The organism is Pseudomonas sp. FFUP_PS_473, from assembly GCF_002858665.1.
Taxonomy (GTDB): domain Bacteria; phylum Pseudomonadota; class Gammaproteobacteria; order Pseudomonadales; family Pseudomonadaceae; genus Aquipseudomonas; species Aquipseudomonas defluvii.
Genome location: NZ_PJQQ01000003.1, coordinates 101,869 through 122,289, shown reverse-complemented (window position 1 = coordinate 122,289; position 20,421 = coordinate 101,869). Strand labels below are relative to the sequence as shown.

Sequence of the window (20,421 nt, the reverse complement as noted above, 5' to 3'; positions counted from 1 at the left end):
CGCGTTTCTGCGCTCCCTGGTAACTTCCCTGACTACTGGCGTTGCCCGCGAGGAAACTCTGTGGGCGGCGAGCCGTCTGCGTTGAGCTGGAAAACTCGCTCCGGCTGCCCCTGCGCGTTGAAAAACACCTGACCCAGGCCTGCGCTGTTCCACAGTCGCTCGCCAGCCTTGCTGTGTGTCGGGGTGCGCGGAATGACTTCCATACGCCGACGCTTGGTCAGCCAGTTCAGTGGCGAACGGGGTGAATACAGCCAGCGGTTGAGGCGGTCGAAGGTCTCCAGCAGGCGCCGTGGAAACTGGTTCTTGATACCGCTGCTGGTGATCTGCCAGAGGTGTGGGCTGCGTTGGCGGTGACGAATCAGCACTTCGTAGACAAACGAGTAATGCACATCACCCGAGAGGATCACGTAATGCCCGGGTGTGCGAGAGTGGCGGAAAATATTCAGGATGACCTGCGCCGCGCCCCGATGAGCCATCCAGTTCTCGGCATCCACCAGCAGCGGATAGCCTAGCCAACTGAATACCCGTTGTACGGTTTCAATCAGCTTGACGCCGAAGATCGGCGCCGGCGAGACGATAATCGCTGAAGGGTGGTCAAGCAGGGCCTGTTGCAGTTCGCTGAGGGCTTCCCAGTCAAGCAAGCCTGAAGGGCGCTTGAGGTTGCTCTCGCTGCGCCAGCGGCGGGTGCGGGTGTCGAGTACCAGCAGCGCTGGGGTGCTGGGCAGCGCATAGTGCCAGTTCTGGAAACGCAGCAACTCACCGATCAGCGCATCCTGTTGCGGCCTGTTCAGGTAGCGGTCGTTCATGGCGCCGTCGGCTAGGCCCCGCCAGCTTGCCAGTAACCGCGTGAATGCGTCCGGATTGTTGCCCCAGCCCTGGCAAAGCAGGTAACCGATCAGTGCATTGCCGATGATGCGTCGCGAGAAGGGGTGGCCATAGGCACTTTCCTCCCACTGCGCCGACAGGTTCCAATCGTCGGTAATGTCGTGGTCGTCAAAGATCATCAGGCTCGGCAGGTGCGCCAGCACGCGGGCAACCTGGCCAAGGCCTGCGACGAACCTGCGAATCACGGCTTGCTCATCGTCGTAACGTTGCTGGCGCTCAGGCGTCAGTGCTGGCGGTTGCGGATCGATCAGCGTCCAGCAGACGGGCGACCACACCAGCAGGTACATGGCCATGACTTCAGCGAAGGTGACCAAGTGATTGTCGGCATTGCTGCTGGTGAAAATAGGTTTGCTGGCACCGCCGAAAAACCGCTCGCGCAGGGTTTCGTTGCTCTTGATTTCCGGCAGCAGGTCAGCGCGGTGGTAGTAACTGGCAGGGTGCTCGTACAGCGCGGTGCTGTCCTCGACCACCGCGCCCTCCAAACGCTCCTCGAACAGCGCCAGGCGAGCAATCAAGGCATGGATAGCACGCAGCATGGGCCCAGCGACATCGTCGGCGTAGATCTGGTCGCCGCTCATCATCAGCAGTGCCGGGCGTGCCTGCGCAGTGTGCTCGGTTGCCAGCAGTCGGTCGGCGCAGAGCAGGCCGTCTGCCGCGTCGAAGTGCGGTTTGCGGCAAGAGCCATGCAGCACGTTGTCCAGTTGTGCACGCAAGACGAAGTCAGGGCGTTGCTTGCCGTCATACAGCAGGTGCGGTGCCCAGTCGGCGATACGCTGCGGCTTGCTGGCGCCGTGAATGATCAGGTCATAGCCGATCGCTTCATCGACGGGCAAGGGGGTGTCCAGCTTCACGTCGATCAAGTGCACAAAGGCATGGCGGCCAATCGGCACAATGCGGCAACGCTCGCCTTCCAGGGGCAGTTCAACAGGGGTTGTGCCCGTGCAGTACAACAACAGATCAGGCTGTAGCGGCTGTGAAGCGACCAGCCACATCACCAACCGCGAAGGTTCCAGGCGGCGTAACAACGGGCCAGCCAGCACCAGCGGCAAGGTAGGGTTTTCGGGCATCGGCAACTCAGGTCAACTCAGGCGGGGAGGGGCATGCGCGGGGAGGGCGTCGAAGCAGGCGAACCCGCTTCGACAGCGCATTGCCTCAGGCTTTTGCGGCCAGCAAGGCTTCAAGCTTTTCCTGGTCGCGGGCGAACTGGCGAATGCCTTCGGCCAGTTTTTCGGTGCCCATCGCGTCTTCGTTCATGGCCCAGCGGTACTGGCTCTCGCTCAGGTGCTGGCGCGGCTCGCCAGCATGGCCCGGGCTGAGTTTACGCACCAGTTCGCCTTGGTCGTCGGTCAGTTGCTGCAGTAGCTCCGGGCTGATGGTCAGGCGGTCGCAGCCGGCCAACTGTTCGATCTGGCCGATATTGCGGAAACTGGCGCCCATGACCACGGTGTCGTAGCCGTTGGCCTTGTAGTAGTTGTAGATGCGCGTGACCGACTGCACGCCCGGGTCTTCGGCACCGACATACTCCTTGCCGGTGGACTTCTTGTACCAGTCATAGATCCGGCCCACGAATGGCGAGATCAGGAACACCCCGGCATCGGCGCAGGCCACGGCTTGGGCGAAAGAGAACAGCAGGGTCAGGTTGGTCTGGATGCCTTCGCGTTCGAGCTTTTCGGCAGCGCGAATACCTTCCCAGGTCGAAGCCAGCTTGATCAGTACGCGGTCGCGGCCAACGCCGGCCTTGTCGTACAGCTCGATCAGTTGGCGCGCCTTGCTCAGCAGGGCCGGCTCATCGAATGACAGGCGTGCATCCACTTCGGTGGAAATACGCCCTGGAATGACTTTCAGGATACCGCTGCCGACGGCCACCGCGAAGGCATCGCAGGCCAGCCCCAGGTCGCCCTTGCTGTTACGCACGGCCTGGTCGAGCAGCTCGGCGTAACCGGGCATCGCCGCTGCCTTGAGCAGCAGCGACGGGTTGGTGGTGGCATCGACGGGCTTGAGGCGGCTGATTGCATCAATATCGCCGGTATCGGCAACCACGGTGGTGAACTGCTTGAGTTGGTCCAGCTTGGAAGTCATGAGCGTGCTCTGTCCTGTGCGATTCCTACGACATTACCCGAGCCCTGCCAGCCGCTCAAGGGCCGTGCTGGCAGGCAGGAGGTCGATAACCCTTCGAGTCGTAAAACGTTTACAGGTTCCCGGCTTAGCGCCCTTGCAAAAGCTGGCTGGCCTGATCGAGCAGGCCCAGAGGATCCTGGGTCTTGTGGATGTCCACCGACAGCAACTGGCGGAACTTGCGCGCCCCGGGGAAGCCTTGGCCGAGGCCGAGAACATGCCGGGTGATATGGTGCATCGCACCACCTGCCGCCAGGTGCGCCGCGATGTACGGCCGCAGCTTGGCCAGCGCGTCACTGCGCGAAATCACCGCAGCCGTGCTGCCGAACAACTGTTGATCGACTTCGGCCAACAGGTAAGGGTTGTGATACGCCTCGCGGCCTAGCATTACCCCGTCGAACGTCTGCAGGTGCGCCTTGCACTCATCAAGCGTCTTGATCCCGCCGTTGAGGATCAGCTCCAGGTCGGGGAAGTCCTGCTTCAACTGCGCCGCCACGTCATAGCGCAGTGGCGGGATCTCGCGGTTCTCCTTCGGCGACAGGCCTTCGAGAATCGCGATACGGGCATGCACCGTGAAACTGCGGCAGCCGGCCTCACGCACCTGGCCGACGAAATCGCACAGCTCGGTATAACTGTCGCGGCCATTGATCCCGATACGGTGCTTGACCGTTACCGGAATATCCACCGCATCGATCATCGCCTTCACGCAATCGGCAACCAGTGCCGGATGCCCCATCAGGCAGGCGCCGATCATGTTGTTCTGCACACGGTCGCTCGGGCAGCCGACGTTCAGGTTCACCTCGTTATAGCCCGCGCCCTGCGCCAGGCGCGCACAGGCCGCCAGGTCCGCCGGAACACTGCCGCCCAACTGCAACGCCAACGGGTACTCAGCCTCGTCATGACGCAGAAAACGCTCCGCATCACCGTGCAGCAACGCACCGGTGGTGACCATCTCGGTGTAGAGCAGGGCGTTTTGCGACAGCAGCCGCAGGAAGAAACGGCAATGGCGGTCAGTCCAGTCCATCATCGGCGCTACGCTGAAGCGGCGAGAAGGCTCTGGTGTAATGGCTTTGGCGGTGTTCGAGGGCATGGGGGCGTCTGTAGGGGTGCGGATTGGGGCGATTGCGGCTGTCGTGGAGTTTATCAGGAAAAGGGTGGTTTCGGCTGCGCAAGGACAGTCTGAGCAGGAAGCTCTGAGCTACTGGGCAATGCGGCCTGACGAGTTTGGTAAAGCGCAGAAATGCGAGAAGGCGATGTGTTTTGGGTGCTCTTTGTCACGCTGCACCATCCCTTGTGCAGCATGTGCGGTCATGGCGAGGTGTGCAGAACTCGTGCTGTAAACCGGGTTGCAGCCTGCGGTCAGGCTCGGTATGGTTCGCCCGTCGCTGACTCGTCAGCGAAAGTCACGGTCAATCCCGTGGCCGGGCGTAGGAACCCGATAAGCAAAAGGTGCAACAGCCCACATACCTGGCTGCAGGTGTTTTCGCCTGCAGCGCAGTGCTATGGCGGCTGTGTGCGGGCAGGCTTCGGCCTGGCCGGGTTCCTTTTGCCCCGGTATTCCTACCCCGTGCACAGCTGCCACCCAATCCCGTAGGAAGGATCGTGGCAGCTCCTCTACAGCAGAAGGAGCCTCACCTGTGTCCACTCCAAACTCATCCAAAACCCATCCCCACACCCTCATGCCCAACGCTTGCCCGCCTGCCAGGCAAGGCGGTGCCCAATGACGCCTGACGAGCGGCAGAGGTTCGTTATTAGTACCGGCCCAGGTGCGTTGTTTCATGGCACTGGCGACGCGGCGAAGCAGGGCAAGTTGTTCGCTGTTGTGCCCGGTGTCGCCATGCCTGATGCGCTGGAGAGTGTGTCTGAATTGCTCGGTACGATGCAGGGCGTGCTGTATGACGCGGCGATGGGGGACGTGCCGCTGCAGGGCAATGCTGCCTGGCTGCTTCGGCATACCTTGAGCAGCGCCAAGGCGGTTGTCGATGCGTTGATCGAGGGTTGCGACGAGGCTTTTTAAGCCAAAGATCGCGCCCAGCGTTTGCCTTGCGGGGTTCTGGGCCGATTCTCGTGAACCGATGGTCGGCCTACTTCCTCGTTTGATAAAAGGTTGATAGCATCCGGCCACTCTGTTGAATGCCGGGTTTTGTGACGTGGTTCTCGTACTTTCCCTGGCCCAGACACTGTTTCTGTTGCTCCGTGCTGCCAATTGGGCCGGAAATCATCGCCGCTGACCAGCGGTGTCGGGTTCGGCGCAACTCAGCCGATACTCAAATTGAAATATTCCACCTCTTACAAGGACGTAGCGAGATGAAGCAGGTTGCGTGGTGCGCGTTGTTTACCCTGATCAGTGGCGTGGCGCTGGCTGCGACCGAAAGTGATCCGTTGCTCGATGACGCCACCTCCACTGCCAGCGAGGTCCGGGGCGTGCTGCGAGCTCGTTTCCAGGCCGTGTTGGCCAGCGAACTAGCTGGCCGCGTCACTGAAATCCCCTTCGCTGAAGGCCAGTCGTTCAGCAAGGGCGATGTGCTTGTGCGCTTCGACTGCAGTGCCTACCAGGCACAGGCGAATGCCTCTGGTGCAGCGGTCCGCGCCGCCCGTGAAGAGTTGCGCAACAAGCAGCAACTGGCGGCGCTCAACTCAGTCGGCCGCTTTGAAGTGGCCCTGGCCGAGGCTCGCCAGTCCCAGGCCCAGGCCGAGTCGCAGGTGTATCAGGTGCAGGTTCAGCGCTGCCAGGTGAAGGCGCCGTTCGATGGGCAGGTCGTGGTGCGCCGCGTCCAAGCGCACGAAAGCGTCGCCAGCGGCACGCCGCTGCTGGAAATCGTCGACAACCGCTCCCTGGAAATTCATCTGTTGGTGCCGTCGCGCTGGCTCGGCAAGCTCAAACCCGACCAGGCCTTCAGTTTTGTTCCCGATGAAACCGGTATGCCGATCAATGCTGTGGTCAAGCGTCTCGGTGCTCGGATCGATGAGGGCAGCCAGACGCTGCTGCTGATCGGCAGTGTCCCGGCGAATACCCCGGGCCTGCTGGCCGGAATGAGCGGCACGGCGCATTTCGCGGAGCCACAATGAACGCTCCCGTCCCCGGCGCCCTTGAACAACTGCTGGCGCATTACCTGAAGCTGGAGCGTCAGGCGCGGTCTGCCGCTGCCGTGGAGGTGTTGTCGTTCAGTATGGTCAACGACAGCCAGGCGCTGTTCGGCTTCCGCCACGCGGCCTTGCTGATTACGGGCAAGGTCCGTGCGCTCACCGGCATCAGCGCGGTCGAGCCGAACGCCCCGTTCGTGGTGTTCATAGAGCGCATTGCCTCGCGCCTTGCCGCGGGTGAGCGCTTCGCCTTGCCCGGCGTTGTGCCTCCAGAAGACCTCGACCAGGCCAGCCGCGACGATTGGCAGGCACTGTCGGCGCCGCATGCCTTCTGGCTGCCGCTGAAAAGCCGCGAGGGCGAGGTGTTCGGCGGTCTCTGGCTAGCCCGCGACAATCCCTGGAATGACGCTGAACAAGCCCTGCTGGCGCAGTTGGGCGATTGTTACAGCCACGCCTGGCGTGCTCTGCAACCGGGCAAACCGTGGCGCCTGCGCTGGCCGGCGCGGACACGCTGGGCAATTGCCGCTGCCTTGTTGCTGGTGCTGTTGGTACCGGTACGCCAGTCGGTGCTGGCGCCGGCCGAAGTGGTGCCGCGCAATGGTCAGGTCGTGGCCGCGCCGCTGGATGGCGTGGTCGCCGAATTCCTCGTCAAGCCCAACCAGCCAGTGAAGACCGGGGATGCGCTGGTGCGCTTCGACGCTACCAGCCTCAAGGCCCAGGCCGATGTTGCCGAGCGCACCCTTGGGGTTGCCGAGGCCGAACTCAAGGCCAATACCCAGCGGGCGTTTTCCGATACCGATTCCAGTGCCCGGCTCGATCTGCTGGCCGCGCGCGTCGAACAAAAACGCGCAGAGCGTGATTACGCTCGTGAGCTGCTGGCGCGCAGCGAAGTCCGCGCCGAGCGCGACGGCCTCGCGGTATTCGCCGATGCCCAGCGCTGGATAGGCAAGCCGGTGCGTACGGGCGAACGCCTGCTTGAGATCGCCGACCCGACCCAGGCTGAACTGCGTATCGAACTGCCGGTGGCCGACGCCATTGGCCTCGAACAGGGCGCCGAAGTGGCGTTGTTTCTCGACAGCGATCCGCTGCATCGTCATAGCGCCAAACTGGAGCGCGCCGCCTACCAGGCGCAAGGCACCGCCGCCGGCCAGCTGGCCTACCGCCTCGACGCCGCCTTCGACGCAGCGCCGCCGCGCATCGGCCTGCGCGGCACCGCCAAGCTGTTCGGCGAGCGCGCGCCGCTGGCCCTGTACGTGCTGCGCCGGCCTTTGGCGGCCCTGCGCCAGGCGGTAGGCTTGTGATCCTCCCGGCACTGCGCCCGGACCTGCAGCTCTCGGTGGCCACGCCGGGGCTGGACGGCTCGCCGCAATGGACCCTGGCCGACCCGCTGCGCGGCAAGTATTTCAAGCTCGGCTCGCCGGCCATGCGCCTGCTGCGCCACTGGGCTTTGGGGGACGCCCTGCAGGTGCTCAAGGCGGCCAACGGCGAGCCTGGCGCGCCAGTGACGCCGCAAGCGCTGGAAGAGCTGATCAAGTTCCTCCGCGGCCATGACCTGATCAGCGGCGGCGACCCTGAGCAGAGTGCCAGCTACGCGGCCAAGGCCGCCGCCCAGCGCCAGGGCATCTGGACCCAGATCCTGCACAAGTACCTGTTTTTCCGCATTCCGCTGTGGCGTCCGGACGCATTCCTCAATCGCACCTGGCCCTGGCTTGAGCGCAACGGCCGCAACCTGCTGCGCTACGGTCTGCCTAGCTTGCTGCTGCTCGGTCTGTTCCTGGTGATGCGCGACTGGGAGCGCTTCCTCGCCACCTTCCCGCAATTGCTCAGCCTCGGCGGCGCACTGGCCTTCGCCATTGCCCTCGGCTTCGCCAAGCTCTGCCATGAGTTCGGCCATGCCTACATGGCCAAGCGCGCTGGCTGCCGGGTGCCGAGCATGGGCGTGGCGTTCATGGTCCTGCTGCCGATGCTCTACACCGATGTTAGCGATGCCTGGCGCGTGCAGGACCGGCGCACGCGCTTGCTGATCGGCGCTGGCGGAGTCCTGGCGGAACTGATTCTGGCTTGCATCGCCTTGTTCGCCTGGTCGCTGCTGCCGGACGGGGCAGGGCGCACGGCAGCCTTCATGCTGGCCAGCGCCACCTGGATCACCACCCTGGCGATCAACGTCAACCCGCTGATGCGCTTCGATGGCTACTTCCTGCTCAGCGACCTGTGGGGCGTCGACAACCTGCAAGGGCGCGGTTTCGCCCTGGGGCGCTGGCACCTGCGGGAAAAACTCTTCGGGTACGGCGAGCCGATGCCCGAGCGCTGGTCGCCAGCGTTGCGCCGCCGCCTGCTGTGCTGGAGCTACGCCTCGTGGATCTGGCGCGCGGCGCTGTTCTTCGGCATCGCCCTCGCGGTCTATCACATGTTCTTCAAGGTGCTTGGCATCTTCCTGATGCTTGTCGAACTGGTCTGGTTCATCTTCCTGCCGATCTACAAGGAGATGGGGCACTGGTGGGAGCACCGCGAAAAGGCTCAGCCGCGCAAGGTGCTGTTCCTGGGCGGTGGTGTACTGAGCCTCCTTGCGCTGCTGCTGGTGCCATGGCGCAGCGGCGTCGAAGTGCCGGCGATGCTTGAGGCTTCGCGGGTCAGCGCTTTGCATGCACCGGCTCCCGTGCGGATCCAGCGGGTGCTGGTCAAGGACGGCGAGCAGGTCACCGAGAACCAGGTGGTGATGGAACTGGAGTCCCCGGACCTGGCGTCGCGTATGAGCATCACCCGGCGCGAAATCGAGATCCTGCAACTGCAGTTGCGCCGTCAGTCCGGGCGCAGCACCACGGCGGCCGACAGCGGCATTCTCGAACAGCGCCTCGCCGAGTCGGTGGCGGAGTACCGGGGGCTGGCTGCTCAGCGCGAACGCCTCAATCTGCGTGCGCCCCATGCCGGTACCGTGCGCGACCTGGCCGACAATCTCACGCCTGGACGTTGGGTCAGTGCCGAGTTGCCGTTGGCGCAGGTAGCCGAGGCGGGCCTGCGCCTGCGTGGCTATGTGGCCGAGGCGGACTTATGGCGGGTGGCGCCGGGAACTACCGGACACTTTGTCGCTGACGATGTACTGCGCAATTCAATTGCAGTAAGCCTTAAAGAAGTCGATGCCAATGGCGTTTCTTTTGTCGACCAGGAAGCCCTGGTTTCCGATCAAAAGGGACCCATTGCGATAAGGCGTGACGAAGAGAAAAGAGCGCAGCCCTTGCAAGCTCAGTACGGCGCGCAATTCGTGCTCGAAAACGGGGCGTCGGAGGCGATCGGTCATCCGCTCCGAGGCCTTGTCGTGCTTGACGGAGAGGGCGAATCGCTGCTGTCGGCGGCATGGCGACGCTTGGCGGCGATCGGTGTGCGAGAAAGTGGGTTTTAGTCGTGCGATTGTAAGGTGGTTGGAGTATTCTGCTGTCAATTGGCCATAACTTTGACTGTGACATCCGTCACGTAAAAAGTTAGTCCCCAAAGTTATCAATACAGGGAAGTTTGCTTTGATGTCGAAGTACGCTGTGAAGTTGCGTGCCCTGGAAGCAGATGACATGGATTTCATCGAACATCTGTACGCCACCAGCCGTGCCGACGAAATGTCCCATAGCGGCTGGCCCGCCGAGCAGATCGCTGCCTTCCTGAAGATGCAGTTCCATGCCCAGCATGTGTACTACCAGGAGCATTTCGCCGGTTCCGATTTCCTCATCATCGAGGTCGAGGCGCAGCGTGTCGGCCGTATCTACACCTGGTTCGGCAAGACCTGCGTGACCTTGATCGACATCGCCCTGCTCCCCGAATTCCAGAAGAACGGCATCGGCTCCGAGTTGCTCGAAGACCTGCTGTGCCGTGCCGACGAAAGCGAGCTGCCGATCGAGTTGTCGGTGGAGCCATACAACCCGGCGCTGAAGCTCTACGAGCGCTTCGGCTTCCAGGTCATCAACCAGACCGGGGTCTACCTGCGCATGCGTCGCGAGGTCCCGAGCCACTCCAGCAGGATGTCCGTATGAACGAACCGCTCGACTACCCTATGCCCACCTACGCCGAACTGGAGAGCGCGCCTGCCGACGGCTTCACCCTTCAGGTCGGCCCGGAGCAGCATATCCCGGTGACCCGTTCGGTGCTGCGCACCGGTGCGGCAATGAGTCCCGCTTACGAGTGCTATGCCGTCATCTTCGCCTTGCCGGAAGGTATCGAGCTGCCGCAGGCGGTCTTCCGCGTCGGTAGTCCCGAAGGTAAGTCCTGGTTGCTGCTGATGACTCCTGTAATGCCGGAGGCCGATGGTCGCTTTGCCCTTGAGGCGGTGATCCACCGCAAGCGCGAGGTTGCCTGATCCTTGCCTGGCCGTCTTCGCCATCATTTCGATTTCTGGGCCGCGGTTTAACGCTCCGGCACCCAGTGGAAAGAACTCCAACCCAAAGCAACAAAGGAAGTGTTCGAATGAGTGACGCATACGTTGGTGAGATCAGGATATTCGCGGGCAACTTCGCGCCCCGGAGCTGGCTGCTGTGCCAAGGCCAACTGCTATCGATCGCGCAGAACACTGCGTTGTACACGGTCATCGGTACCGCGTTCGGCGGTGACGGCGTGACCACCTTCGGCCTGCCGCACTTCGGTGGTCGCATGCCGGTCGGTACCGGTACCCTGGCCAGTAGCGGCCGGTTGTTCAACGTCGGGCAGACCGCTGGCAACGAACTTGTCACCGTGCTCAACAACAACATGCCGGCGCATACCCATGCGCTGGGGGCTTCCACCCAGCCTGGCGTGACCAACAAGCCGGGCGCGAACACCTATCTGGCAGCTGCGCTCGACGCCGCCGGAACGCCGATCAATATCTACGGCGAGGTCAGCAACCCGGCGACGCCTGTGAACACGGCACTGGCGGCACAGATCGTCAGCCCCACCGGTGGCAGTATTCCTGTCAGCGTCCGCAACCCGTACATGACCCTGTCCTTCATCATCTGCATCGAAGGCATTTTCCCGCCTCATCAGTGATCGTGTGCAGCGATCGTCGCTGAAAATGCCATCCACCGCATACATAGGAAGTGTTCAATGAGTGACCCTTTTGTAGGTGAAGTAAAGATGTTCGCGGGCAACTTCGCCCCTTATGGCTATTCCCTGTGCCAGGGCCAACTGGTGGCGATTTCGCAGAACAACGCGCTGTTCGCGATCCTGGGTGTCATGTACGGCGGAGATGGCCGTTCCACCTTCGGCTTGCCCAACCTCTGCGGCACGGTACCCCTCAGCCAGGGCCAGGCGCCGGGTGTGTCGGCGAGCTTTGTGCCCGGTGAAACCGGTGGCCAGGAAAACGTCACCCTGCTGACCGCCAACATGCCGAACCACTCGCACCAGGTGTGCGGCTCGCTGGCTGACGGCAGCACCAACGTGCCGTCCAACAACACCTTCCTGGCGGCGGCGACCGATGCGGCGGGTACGCCGGTGAACATCTATGGCAGCACCACTGACAGCAACACCCATATCAACGTCAACGTGCTGCCGAAGTCGGTGGGTGTTGCCGGTAGCCAACAGCCGTTCTCGCTGCGCAACCCCTATGTGGCCATCTCTTTCATCATCGCGCTTTGGGGTGAATACCCGACTCGTCCGTGAGGCCGCGACTAGGCTTCGTTCAGGTCGTCATTGCGAAATTTCAGCAACTTACCTAATTACGCAACAAAGGAAGTGTTCGATGAGTGAGCCCTATCTCGCAGAAATCAAGATGTTCGCGGGCAACTATGCACCCAAGGGTTATGCCTTCTGCCAAGGCCAGTTGATGGCTGTGCAGCAGAATCAGGCCCTGTTCGCGCTGATCGGCAACCTTTACGGTGGCACCTACCCGAACAACTTCGCGCTGCCCAACTTTGTCGGTGCCACACCGATCGGCCAGGGCCCGACCCCGAACGGCGGAGCCGTCTTCACGGTCGGCGATGTCGGTGGCGCGGAAACGGTCACCCTGAGCGTCAACAACCTGCCGGTTCACACCCACCTGCTGAGCGCGAGTACCGACGACGGTGTCGTCAACGCACCAACCACCACTTCGTTCCTGGCTGCGGCGGTCGATGCAGCGGGCTCGCCGCTGAACATCTATGGTGAGTATGGCAATCCGGTTACTCCCATGGACACTCAATTGGCTCCGCAGGCTATTGGCCATGCTGGCAATTCAGTGCCACTCTCCGTGCGCAACCCGTACCTGGCGGTATCGTTCATCATCGCGCTGTCCGGCATCTTCCCGTCGCGCAACTAAGGCGGGCGTCGTATCAGTGGTGTGTAAGGCGATCATTCCAACATGAAGACCCGCCTCAACAAGACTTTCCTGCTCCATGCCCCAGGAATTTCTATGAGGGCCACAATCCGCCCGCGCCGTTCAATCTGCGCAACCCGTACATAACCGCCAGCTTCATCATCGCGACCACAGGCGCGGCGCAGCGCCGCAACTGATCGCAACGACTGGTGGTGCCCACCGGGGCACCACCACTTTTTTGGCCGCGTCGCACAGAGGCCCGCGGCGTGGTGACACACCAGGAGGTGCAACATGAAATTCATCGAACGCTTTTCGCGTAGGTCCGCTCCACAACCGCAAGCAGCCGATCCCGCTGGCGCACCGCTGTTGATGGCGCTGGAACCACGCATCATGTTCGATGCGTCCGTGGGTGTGGTGGCCCAGGATGCCGCGGCGCAGACCACTGCCGACGCGGCCAAGGACAGCACCTCCAAGACCACCGAGGCCGCCAGCCCGGCCGCCTCCACGGCGGATACCCGCAGCACGCAGAGCGAGCGCCACGAGGTGGTGTTCATCGATGGCCAGGTGGCCAATGTCGACCAGTTGGTTGCGGGCCTGGGCAGCAATGCCGAAGTGGTGATCCTCGACCCGAGCAAGGATGGCCTGCAGCAGATGGCCGACTACCTCAAGGGCCGCGAAAACCTCGACGCCATCCACCTGCTGTCCCACGGTGCCGACGGCACTGTGCAACTGGGCAACGTGTGGCTGGCCAGCAACAACCTCGCCCAGCACAGCGAGGCCCTGCAGAGCATCGGTGCCGCGCTTAAGGCCGACGGTGACCTGCTGCTGTACGGCTGCCGCGTCGGCGAGAGCGCCAAAGGCCAGACCTTCCTCGACAACCTGGCTTCCCTTACCGGTGCCGATGTCGCTGCCTCCGCCGACGATACCGGCGCCGCGGCCCTGGGCGGCAACTGGACCTTGGAACGCAGCAGCGGGGCGATTGAAACCACCGCCCTGGGTGCGCAACTGGACGGTTACCAGAGCCTGATGGCGGTGAACTTCAGTGGCGGCATCAACGGCATGACGCCGACCACCGCCGCCGGCACGCTGATGAAGTACGTCGTCGGCGATTTCAACAATGATGGCATCAACGACATTCTCTACCAGAACGGCACCGCCGCCGGCAGTCCCTGGGTGTTCTCCGCCGGGCGCTCCGATGGCACCTTCGAGGCCGCCGTGGCCCAGTCGTCCTCACCCTTCGCCAACGTCACCCTGATCGACGCGGCGGGGGCGGGCTACAACTACTATGCCGCCGACTTCGACCGCGACGGCGATATCGACCTGCTCGGCGTCAGTGCCGCCTCCGGGCCGGCCTACCTGTATCGCAACACCAGCAACGCGTTCACCCGGGAACCTGCCGCTGGTTTCGGGGGCGCCCAGTACGGCGTGCGCCTGGTGGTCGGCGATTTCAACGGCGATGGCGCCGCCGACATTCTCTACCAACCGGGCTCCGTGGATGCCAGCAACACCTGGCGCTATGCGCGCAACAATGGCGATGGCACTTTCACCGACACCTCGCTGACCGGCACCGTGTTCAATGGCCTGGTCCTGCCTGCGTTCACCACCTACAACTACCGGGTCGTGGATTTCGACGGTGACGGCGACCTGGACATCTTCGCCTTCGCCAACAACGCCTTCGGTACCCTGTTGCGCAACAACGGCACATCGTTCAGCTCGGAGAGCATCACCAGCGCGCCGACCCCGCCGTTCGCGGCCCGGGCGCTGATCGGCGACTTCGACGGCGACGGCGATGCCGACATCTTCTACCAGAACGGCAGTGCCGCCGGCTCGCCGTGGCTGTACGCCGAGAACCTCGGCAACAATACCTTCGCCGCGGCGGTGGCGCAGCACGCATCGCCGTTCGACGCCGTCGTCATGACCGACTTCGCCAACCAGAACGTGCGCGTCGCCGACATGGACGGCGATGGCGACATGGATGTGGTCGGCACTGCCGCCGGCCAGAACTTCAGCGTCTACTACCAGAGCGGCGGCACGCGTGCAGCACCGGTGATCGCCAACCTCAACGGCGACGCCGTCAACTACACCGAGAAGAGCAGCGGTGTCATCCTCGACCAGGGCACCAATGCCGTGGTCACCGATGCCGACTCGAGCAACTTCAGCGGTGGCAGCGTGCGGGTCTCGGTCACCGGGGGGGCGGTTTCCAGCGAGGACGTGCTGTCGGTTCTCAGCCTCGGCACCGCCGCCGGGCAGATTTCCGTCGCCGGCAGCACCGTGCTGTACGGTGGCGTCGCCATCGGTGCGCTCACCGGTGGCACCGGCGGCAACGCCCTGGTGATCACCCTTAATGCCAACGCCGATGCCGCCGCGGTCACCGCGCTGGTGCGCAGCCTGCAGTACAGCAACAGCAACACCACCACGCCGACCACCACTGCGCGCACCGTCAGTATCACGGTTACCGACGAGACCGGCACCACCAGCACGGCGGCCGCGGTCGCGGTCAATATCCTGGCGGTCAACGACGCGCCGGTGGTCAGCACCACCGGCACCAACCCGACTTTCACCGAGGAGGGTTCGGCCGTCTCCCTGTTCAACGGGACCAGCATCAACTCCGTGGAGGCTGGGCAGGCCATCATCGTGATGACTGTTCGCGTCACCAACCTGGCCAACGGTGCTTCCGAGAAGCTGGTGATCGACGGCACCGACGTGACCCTGACCAACGGTTCCAGTTTCGTCACCCTCAACAACGGCATGACCGTCACGGTCTCGGTCACCTCCGGCACCGCCACCGTGACCATGACCCACGCCGGACTGTCGACGGCGACCGCGCAGACCATCGTCAACAACATCGCCTATCGCAACGACAGCAATGCGCCGAGCGGCACCTCGCGTACCGTCACCCTGAGCAACGTGCGCGATAGTGGCGGCACCGCCAACGGCGGCAATAACACCACTTCGCCGAACGTGGTCAGCGTCGTCACCCTGGTCGCGGTCAACGACGCGCCGGCCCTCAGTGGCGGTCCGTACGTGATCCCCAGCACCGACGAAAATACCACCAGCGCCGCCGTTTCCGTCTCCACGGTGCTGGCCGGCGTCACCTATTCGGACGCGGACGCAGGCGCCGCCTCAGGGATTGCCATCACCGGCACCGTGGGTCGCGGCACCTGGGAGTATTCCAGCGATGGCACCACCTGGACCGCCTTCGGCACGGTCTCGACCAGCAGCGCCCTGTTGCTGGCGTCGACCAGCCAGGTCCGCTACATCCCGGATGGCGCCAACGGCGAGAACGTCAGCTTCACCTATCGCGCCTGGGACGGAACCAGCGGTGCGGCGTCCACCAACGGTTCGATCAACACCGGCAACACCACCGCCAATGGTGGCACTACCGCGTATTCCACTGGTACGGCCATGGCGACCTTGGTCGTCACCCCGGTGAACGACGCACCGATCATGACCCCGATCAGCCCGACCCTGAGCGGCCTGACCGACAGCTCCACCAGCAACAGCGGCGATGCGGTCAGCACGCTGGTCGGTGGTATCATCGACCCCGACACTGGCGCCTTGAAGGGCATCGCCGTCACCGGCACCACCGGTACCTACGGCACATGGCAGTACAGCACCGACAACGGCACAAGCTGGAGCAATATCGGCACCGCCTCGGACGCCGCCGCGCTGCTCCTGCGCCCGGCCGACCGCGTGCGCTTCGTGCCGGATGGCATCCATGGCGAGATCGCCACCATTACCTACCGCGCCTGGGACCAGACCGGCGGTACCTCGGGCTTTCAGGGCTCCAAATCGAATGTCACCGGCCTCACTGGTGGCAGCAACGCCTACTCTATTGGCACCGACACCGCCAGCGTGGAGGTCACCGCGGTCAACGATGCGCCGATCGTGACCGGCAGCGCTGGCAGCGTGTCCTGGACCGAAGGCAACAACGTCACCTCCACCCCAGTGACGGTCGACAACGCCATCGTCATTACCGACCCGGACGGCACGAGCATCGCTTCGGCCACGGTGAGCCTGGGCAGCAGCTACATCCTTGGCGAAGATACCCTGGCGTTCACCAACAACCCGGCGACCATGGGCAACATCAGTGGCACGTGGGATGCCATCACGGGCGTCCTGACCCTGACCTCCGCCGGTGGCGCGACCCAGGCGCAGTTCCAGGCAGCGCTGCGCGCGGTGATCTACACCAACGACTCGGACACCCCGACCACCACCACCCGCACGGTGTCGTTCAAGGTCAATGACGGCAGCCTGGACTCCAACGTGGTGACCCGCAACGTCACCCTCACCACGGTCGACGACGCGCCAGTGATCAGCGCGCCGACCAACGTCACCGTGACCGAGGACAGCCAGTCGCCGGTCACCGGCATCATTCTCAGCGACGTCGACTCCGGCAGCGGCACCCTGACCCTGACTGTCGGCGCGGGCACCCTCAGCGGCACCAGCGGTAGCGGCGTCACCGTGGGCGGCACCGGCTCGGCGCTGACGCTGAGCGGCACCCTGACTGCGATCAACAACTTCATTGCCGCCGGCAGCCTGAAGTACACGCCGGCGTTGAACTCCAACACCAGCGTGACCCTCGGTCTGAGCCTGGACACCGCCAGCGTCGGCACCGACACGCGCAACCTGACCCTCGACATCACCCCGGTGAACGACGCGCCGACCATCAGCGGCCCGGTCAGCATCAACGTCACCGAGGACGTGGCCAAGTCCATGGCCGGCATCACCTTCGGCGACGTCGACGCCGGTACCGGCAGCGTCCGGGTGATCTTCAGCGTGGCCAACGGCAACGGCACCTTCACCGGTACCGCCAGCAGCGGGGTGACCATCACCAACAACGGCACCAACGCCATCACCCTGGAAGGTACCGTCGCCGACATCAACACCATGGTCAGCAACGGTCGCCTGACCTACCTCGGCGCGCTGAACGCCACCGGGGTCAAGACCATGTCGATCTCGATCAACGACAACGGCAACACCGGCAGCGGCGGCGCACTGCAGGTCAATGCCAACATCTCGCTGGTGATCGCCTCGGTCAACGACGCGCCGGTCAACAACCTGCCGGGTCCACAGAGCGTGCCGCAGGATGGCTCGCTGGTGTTCAATAGCGCCAACGGCAACCTGATTACCATCACCGACGTGGATGTCGGCGGCAACGTCATGACGCTGTCCCTGAACGCCGCCCAGGGGCAGATGACCCTTGGCTCGATCGTCGGGCTGAGCTTCTCCACAGGCGACGGCACCAACGACACGTCAATGACCTTCACCGGCACCTTGGCTGCAATCAATGCAGCCCTGAACGGCCTGACCTTCACGCCGCAGGCCGGCTACAACGGTACCGGCGCGATTACCATTGAGAGCAACGATCAGGGCTACAGCGGCAGCGGGGGTGTCAAGAGCGACGTCGATACCCTCTTGATCACCATCGCCCCGATCAACCCGAAAGTCACCGGCGTGGTGGCGACACCGAGCAGCGATGGTGCGAACAAGGTTGGTGACACGATCGACATCGTGGTCAACTTCGACAACGCTGTGGTGGTCGATCAGACCTCCGGCAGCCCGACCCTGCTCCTGGACACTGGCGTAATCGACCGTCAGGCGGTATACGTTGGCGGCTCGGGCAGCAACCAGCTGACCTTCCGCTATATCGTGCAGGCCGGCGACGTCAGTGCCGACCTCGACTACGCCAGCACCGCGGCGCTATCGCTGAACGGCGCGGTCATGCAGAGCACTCAGGGCTACGCGGCGATCCTGACCCTGCCGACCGTGGGCGGCGCGGACTCCCTTGGCGGGCGCAGCAATATCGTCGTCGATGGCGTGGTGCCGGTGGTTGGCAGCGTCTCCGTACCCGTGAACGGCACCTACATCACCGGCCAGAACCTGGACTTCACCGTCAACTTCAGCGAGGCGGTCAGCGTCGACACCACCGGCGGCACCCCGCGTATCGCAGTGACCCTCGACACCGGTGGTACCGCCTATGCCGACTACGTCTCCGGCAACGGCACCAGCGCCCTGGTGTTCCGCCTGGTGGTCGCCAGCGGCCAGTTGGACAGCAATGGCATTACCCTGGGCAGCAGCATCGACACCAACGGCGGGGTGATCACCGACACGGCCGGCAACGCTACCGTGACCACCCTGAGCGGCGTGGCAAGCACGGCGGGCGTCAAGGTCGATGGCATCGCGCCGAGCGTGGTCAACGTGATTCCGCCAATCGACGGCAGCTACAAGGCCGGCGACGTGCTGAGCTTCACCGTCAACACCAGCGAAGACGTGGTGGTCGATACCATCGGTGGAACCCCGCGGCTGGTGCTTACCGTCGGTGGCGTGACCCGTTACGCCACCTATGTGTCCGGCGCAGCCAGCGGCGAGCTGGTGTTCCAGTACACCGTGCAGTCCGGTGACACCGCCGCCAGCGGCATCAGCGTCAATGGCACCCTGGATCTCAACGGCGGCCAAGTCAACGACACGGCCGGCAACGCCCTGAACCTCAATCTCGGCGCTCTGGGCAATACCGGCAACGTGCTGGTGGATACCACCACGCCGTATGCCACCAACATCACCCGTGTCGACGCCACCCCGACCAACAGCGGTTCGGTCAGCTACACCGTGACCTTCAGCGAGAACGTCCGCAACGTCGATGCAACGGACTTCAACCTGATCTTCGGCGGCAGTGTCGCTGGCAGCATCGAAAGCGTGACTGCGGTGGACGGTCATACCTTCACCGTGAAAGTCAGCGGATTGACTGGCACCGGTACCGTACGCCTGGACCTCAGGCCCGGCACCGATATCGCCGATGCCGCCGGCAACCTGGTTCCTGGCGGGCATGTGGGCGTGAGCTACAGCATCGACCGCGACGCGCCGAGCGTGGCGTCCGTCAGCGTTCCGGCAGCGGGTACCTACGTGGCCGGTGCGCAACTGGACTTCGTGGTCAACACCGACGAAGCGGTGCTGGTGGACAACGGTAACGGCAACCCGCGCCTGGCCATCACCCTCGACAACGGACGTGTGGTCTACGCCGATTACCTGTCGGGTTCTGGCGGCAATGACCTGGTGTTCCGCTTGAACGTCACCAGCGGCATGTCCGGTAACACCACCTTCGCCGTGGCGCCGTCCATCGACCTCAATGGCGGCAGCATCCGCGATGCCCGCGGCAACGACGCCAATGCCGTTCTGAACAACGTCGGCGACACTCGCGGCATTCTCGTCGATGCCAAGGCACCGCGTCCTTCCAGCATCGTTGTCGACGGCCCGGTACAACCGACCGACCGCACGCTGAACTTCACCTTGACCTTCGACGAGGCCGTCAGTGGCGTCGACCTGAACGACTTCAGCGTAATCAGTACCGGCAGTGCCAGCGGCACGTTGCAGTCGGTCCAGCAAATCGACGCCAAAACCTATCGCATCACTGTCGGTAGCATCAGTGGAGCGGGCACACTGGCCTTGAGCCTGAATGCGCTGAACAGCGGCATCCAAGACCAGGTCGGCAACGACCTTGTGGTGTCGCTGGTTGGCCAGTCGCAGACGCTCCAACCACAGACCATCCAGCCGCAGGGTGCGGGCGACCTGAACTATCGGACCAATCCACCGGAGACGCTCGATACACCGCAAGGCCCGTTGTTACAACCGCAGTTGCCGGGCTTCGTGGCCACTGAGGTGGTGTCGCCACTGGCCGCTCCAGGTCTGTTCGATGTCCGAACCGTGGGCGGCAGCCTGCAGCCGCTGGGCACCATTTTCCTCGGTAACGGCAGCAGCGCGCCGAGCTTCATCGCGCAGGTCTTCGGCAGCAGCGACGGCGGCATCGGCGGCAGCCAGGGCAGCTTTGGTGGAGGGGAGGGCAGCGTGTTCGGTAGCAGCACCTTCGCCGGCATCTTCAGTCGCGATGTACCGGGTGTCAGCGAGATGAACGTGTTCAACGGCAGCCAGTGGAAACAGAGCGACCTCAACCAGGGGCTGCGCGGCGTGTTCGGAGCACCGACCTTCGGCCAGCAACTGAATCAAATCAACGAAGCCGACCAGCGCCACGTGCGCGAGTTGGCCATGGCCCTGGCTCAACCGGCACAGATCGGGAAGCGGGCATGAAGTACAGCACT

General features: G+C 63.7%; 13 protein-coding genes. 10 read left to right on the top strand and 3 right to left on the bottom strand.

Annotated elements, in window-relative coordinates; translation table 11 throughout:
- Positions 1–32 precede the first annotated feature (32 nt).
- The 3 genes from CYD26_RS03090 to dusA form a co-directional block, all read right to left on the bottom strand.
- The gene (locus tag CYD26_RS03090; protein ID WP_102051786.1) at positions 33–1,952 is read right to left on the bottom strand and encodes an alkaline phosphatase D family protein; all 1,920 of its coding nucleotides are present in this window, start codon (positions 1,950–1,952) and stop codon (positions 33–35) included.
- Between the two features lie 85 nt (positions 1,953–2,037).
- Complete coding sequence (gene tal / locus CYD26_RS03085) at positions 2,038–2,964, bottom strand: transaldolase (protein WP_065758486.1); 927 nt, start codon at positions 2,962–2,964, stop codon at positions 2,038–2,040.
- A gap of 124 nt (positions 2,965–3,088) precedes the next feature.
- The gene (gene dusA, locus CYD26_RS03080) at positions 3,089–4,090 is read right to left on the bottom strand and encodes a tRNA dihydrouridine(20/20a) synthase DusA (RefSeq protein ID WP_102051785.1); all 1,002 of its coding nucleotides are present in this window, start codon (positions 4,088–4,090) and stop codon (positions 3,089–3,091) included.
- Between the two features lie 630 nt (positions 4,091–4,720).
- On the opposite strand from dusA, the gene CYD26_RS03070 reads away from it, so the two are divergent.
- The 10 genes from CYD26_RS03070 to CYD26_RS03025 all read left to right on the top strand — a co-directional run bounded on the left by CYD26_RS03070 (position 4,721) and on the right by CYD26_RS03025 (position 20,410).
- The gene (locus CYD26_RS03070; protein WP_102051783.1) at positions 4,721–5,017 is read left to right on the top strand and encodes a DUF3077 domain-containing protein; all 297 of its coding nucleotides are present in this window, start codon (positions 4,721–4,723) and stop codon (positions 5,015–5,017) included.
- A gap of 290 nt (positions 5,018–5,307) precedes the next feature.
- Positions 5,308–6,069, top strand: a complete 762-nt coding sequence (locus CYD26_RS03065) for an efflux RND transporter periplasmic adaptor subunit (RefSeq protein WP_102051782.1) — start codon at positions 5,308–5,310, stop codon at positions 6,067–6,069.
- A complete protein-coding gene (locus CYD26_RS03060; RefSeq protein ID WP_102051781.1) occupies positions 6,066–7,385 on the top strand; it encodes an efflux RND transporter periplasmic adaptor subunit in 1,320 nt (439 codons plus the stop codon). Before CYD26_RS03065 ends, CYD26_RS03060 begins: the two co-directional genes overlap by 4 nt.
- Entirely contained in the window at positions 7,382–9,481 is a 2,100-nt protein-coding gene (locus CYD26_RS03055) for a site-2 protease family protein (RefSeq protein ID WP_102051780.1), read from the top strand. Before CYD26_RS03060 ends, CYD26_RS03055 begins: the two co-directional genes overlap by 4 nt.
- Positions 9,482–9,599: 118 nt before the next feature.
- Positions 9,600–10,100 (top strand): GNAT family N-acetyltransferase, encoded by a 501-nt coding sequence (locus CYD26_RS03050; RefSeq protein ID WP_102051779.1) that lies wholly within the window; start codon positions 9,600–9,602, stop codon positions 10,098–10,100.
- Complete coding sequence (locus CYD26_RS03045; protein WP_102051778.1) at positions 10,097–10,423, top strand: hypothetical protein; 327 nt, start codon at positions 10,097–10,099, stop codon at positions 10,421–10,423. Before CYD26_RS03050 ends, CYD26_RS03045 begins: the two co-directional genes overlap by 4 nt.
- A gap of 107 nt (positions 10,424–10,530) precedes the next feature.
- Entirely contained in the window at positions 10,531–11,085 is a 555-nt protein-coding gene (locus tag CYD26_RS03040) for a phage tail protein (protein ID WP_102051777.1), read from the top strand.
- A gap of 57 nt (positions 11,086–11,142) precedes the next feature.
- Positions 11,143–11,697: a phage tail protein gene (locus CYD26_RS03035; RefSeq protein WP_102051776.1), complete on the top strand. Its 555-nt coding sequence runs from the start codon at positions 11,143–11,145 to the stop codon at positions 11,695–11,697.
- Between the two features lie 79 nt (positions 11,698–11,776).
- Entirely contained in the window at positions 11,777–12,331 is a 555-nt protein-coding gene (locus tag CYD26_RS03030; protein ID WP_102051775.1) for a phage tail protein, read from the top strand.
- Positions 12,332–12,619: 288 nt separating this feature from the next.
- Positions 12,620–20,410 (top strand): DUF4347 domain-containing protein, encoded by a 7,791-nt coding sequence (locus tag CYD26_RS03025; protein ID WP_102051774.1) that lies wholly within the window; start codon positions 12,620–12,622, stop codon positions 20,408–20,410.
- The last annotated feature ends 11 nt before the right edge of the window (positions 20,411–20,421 follow it).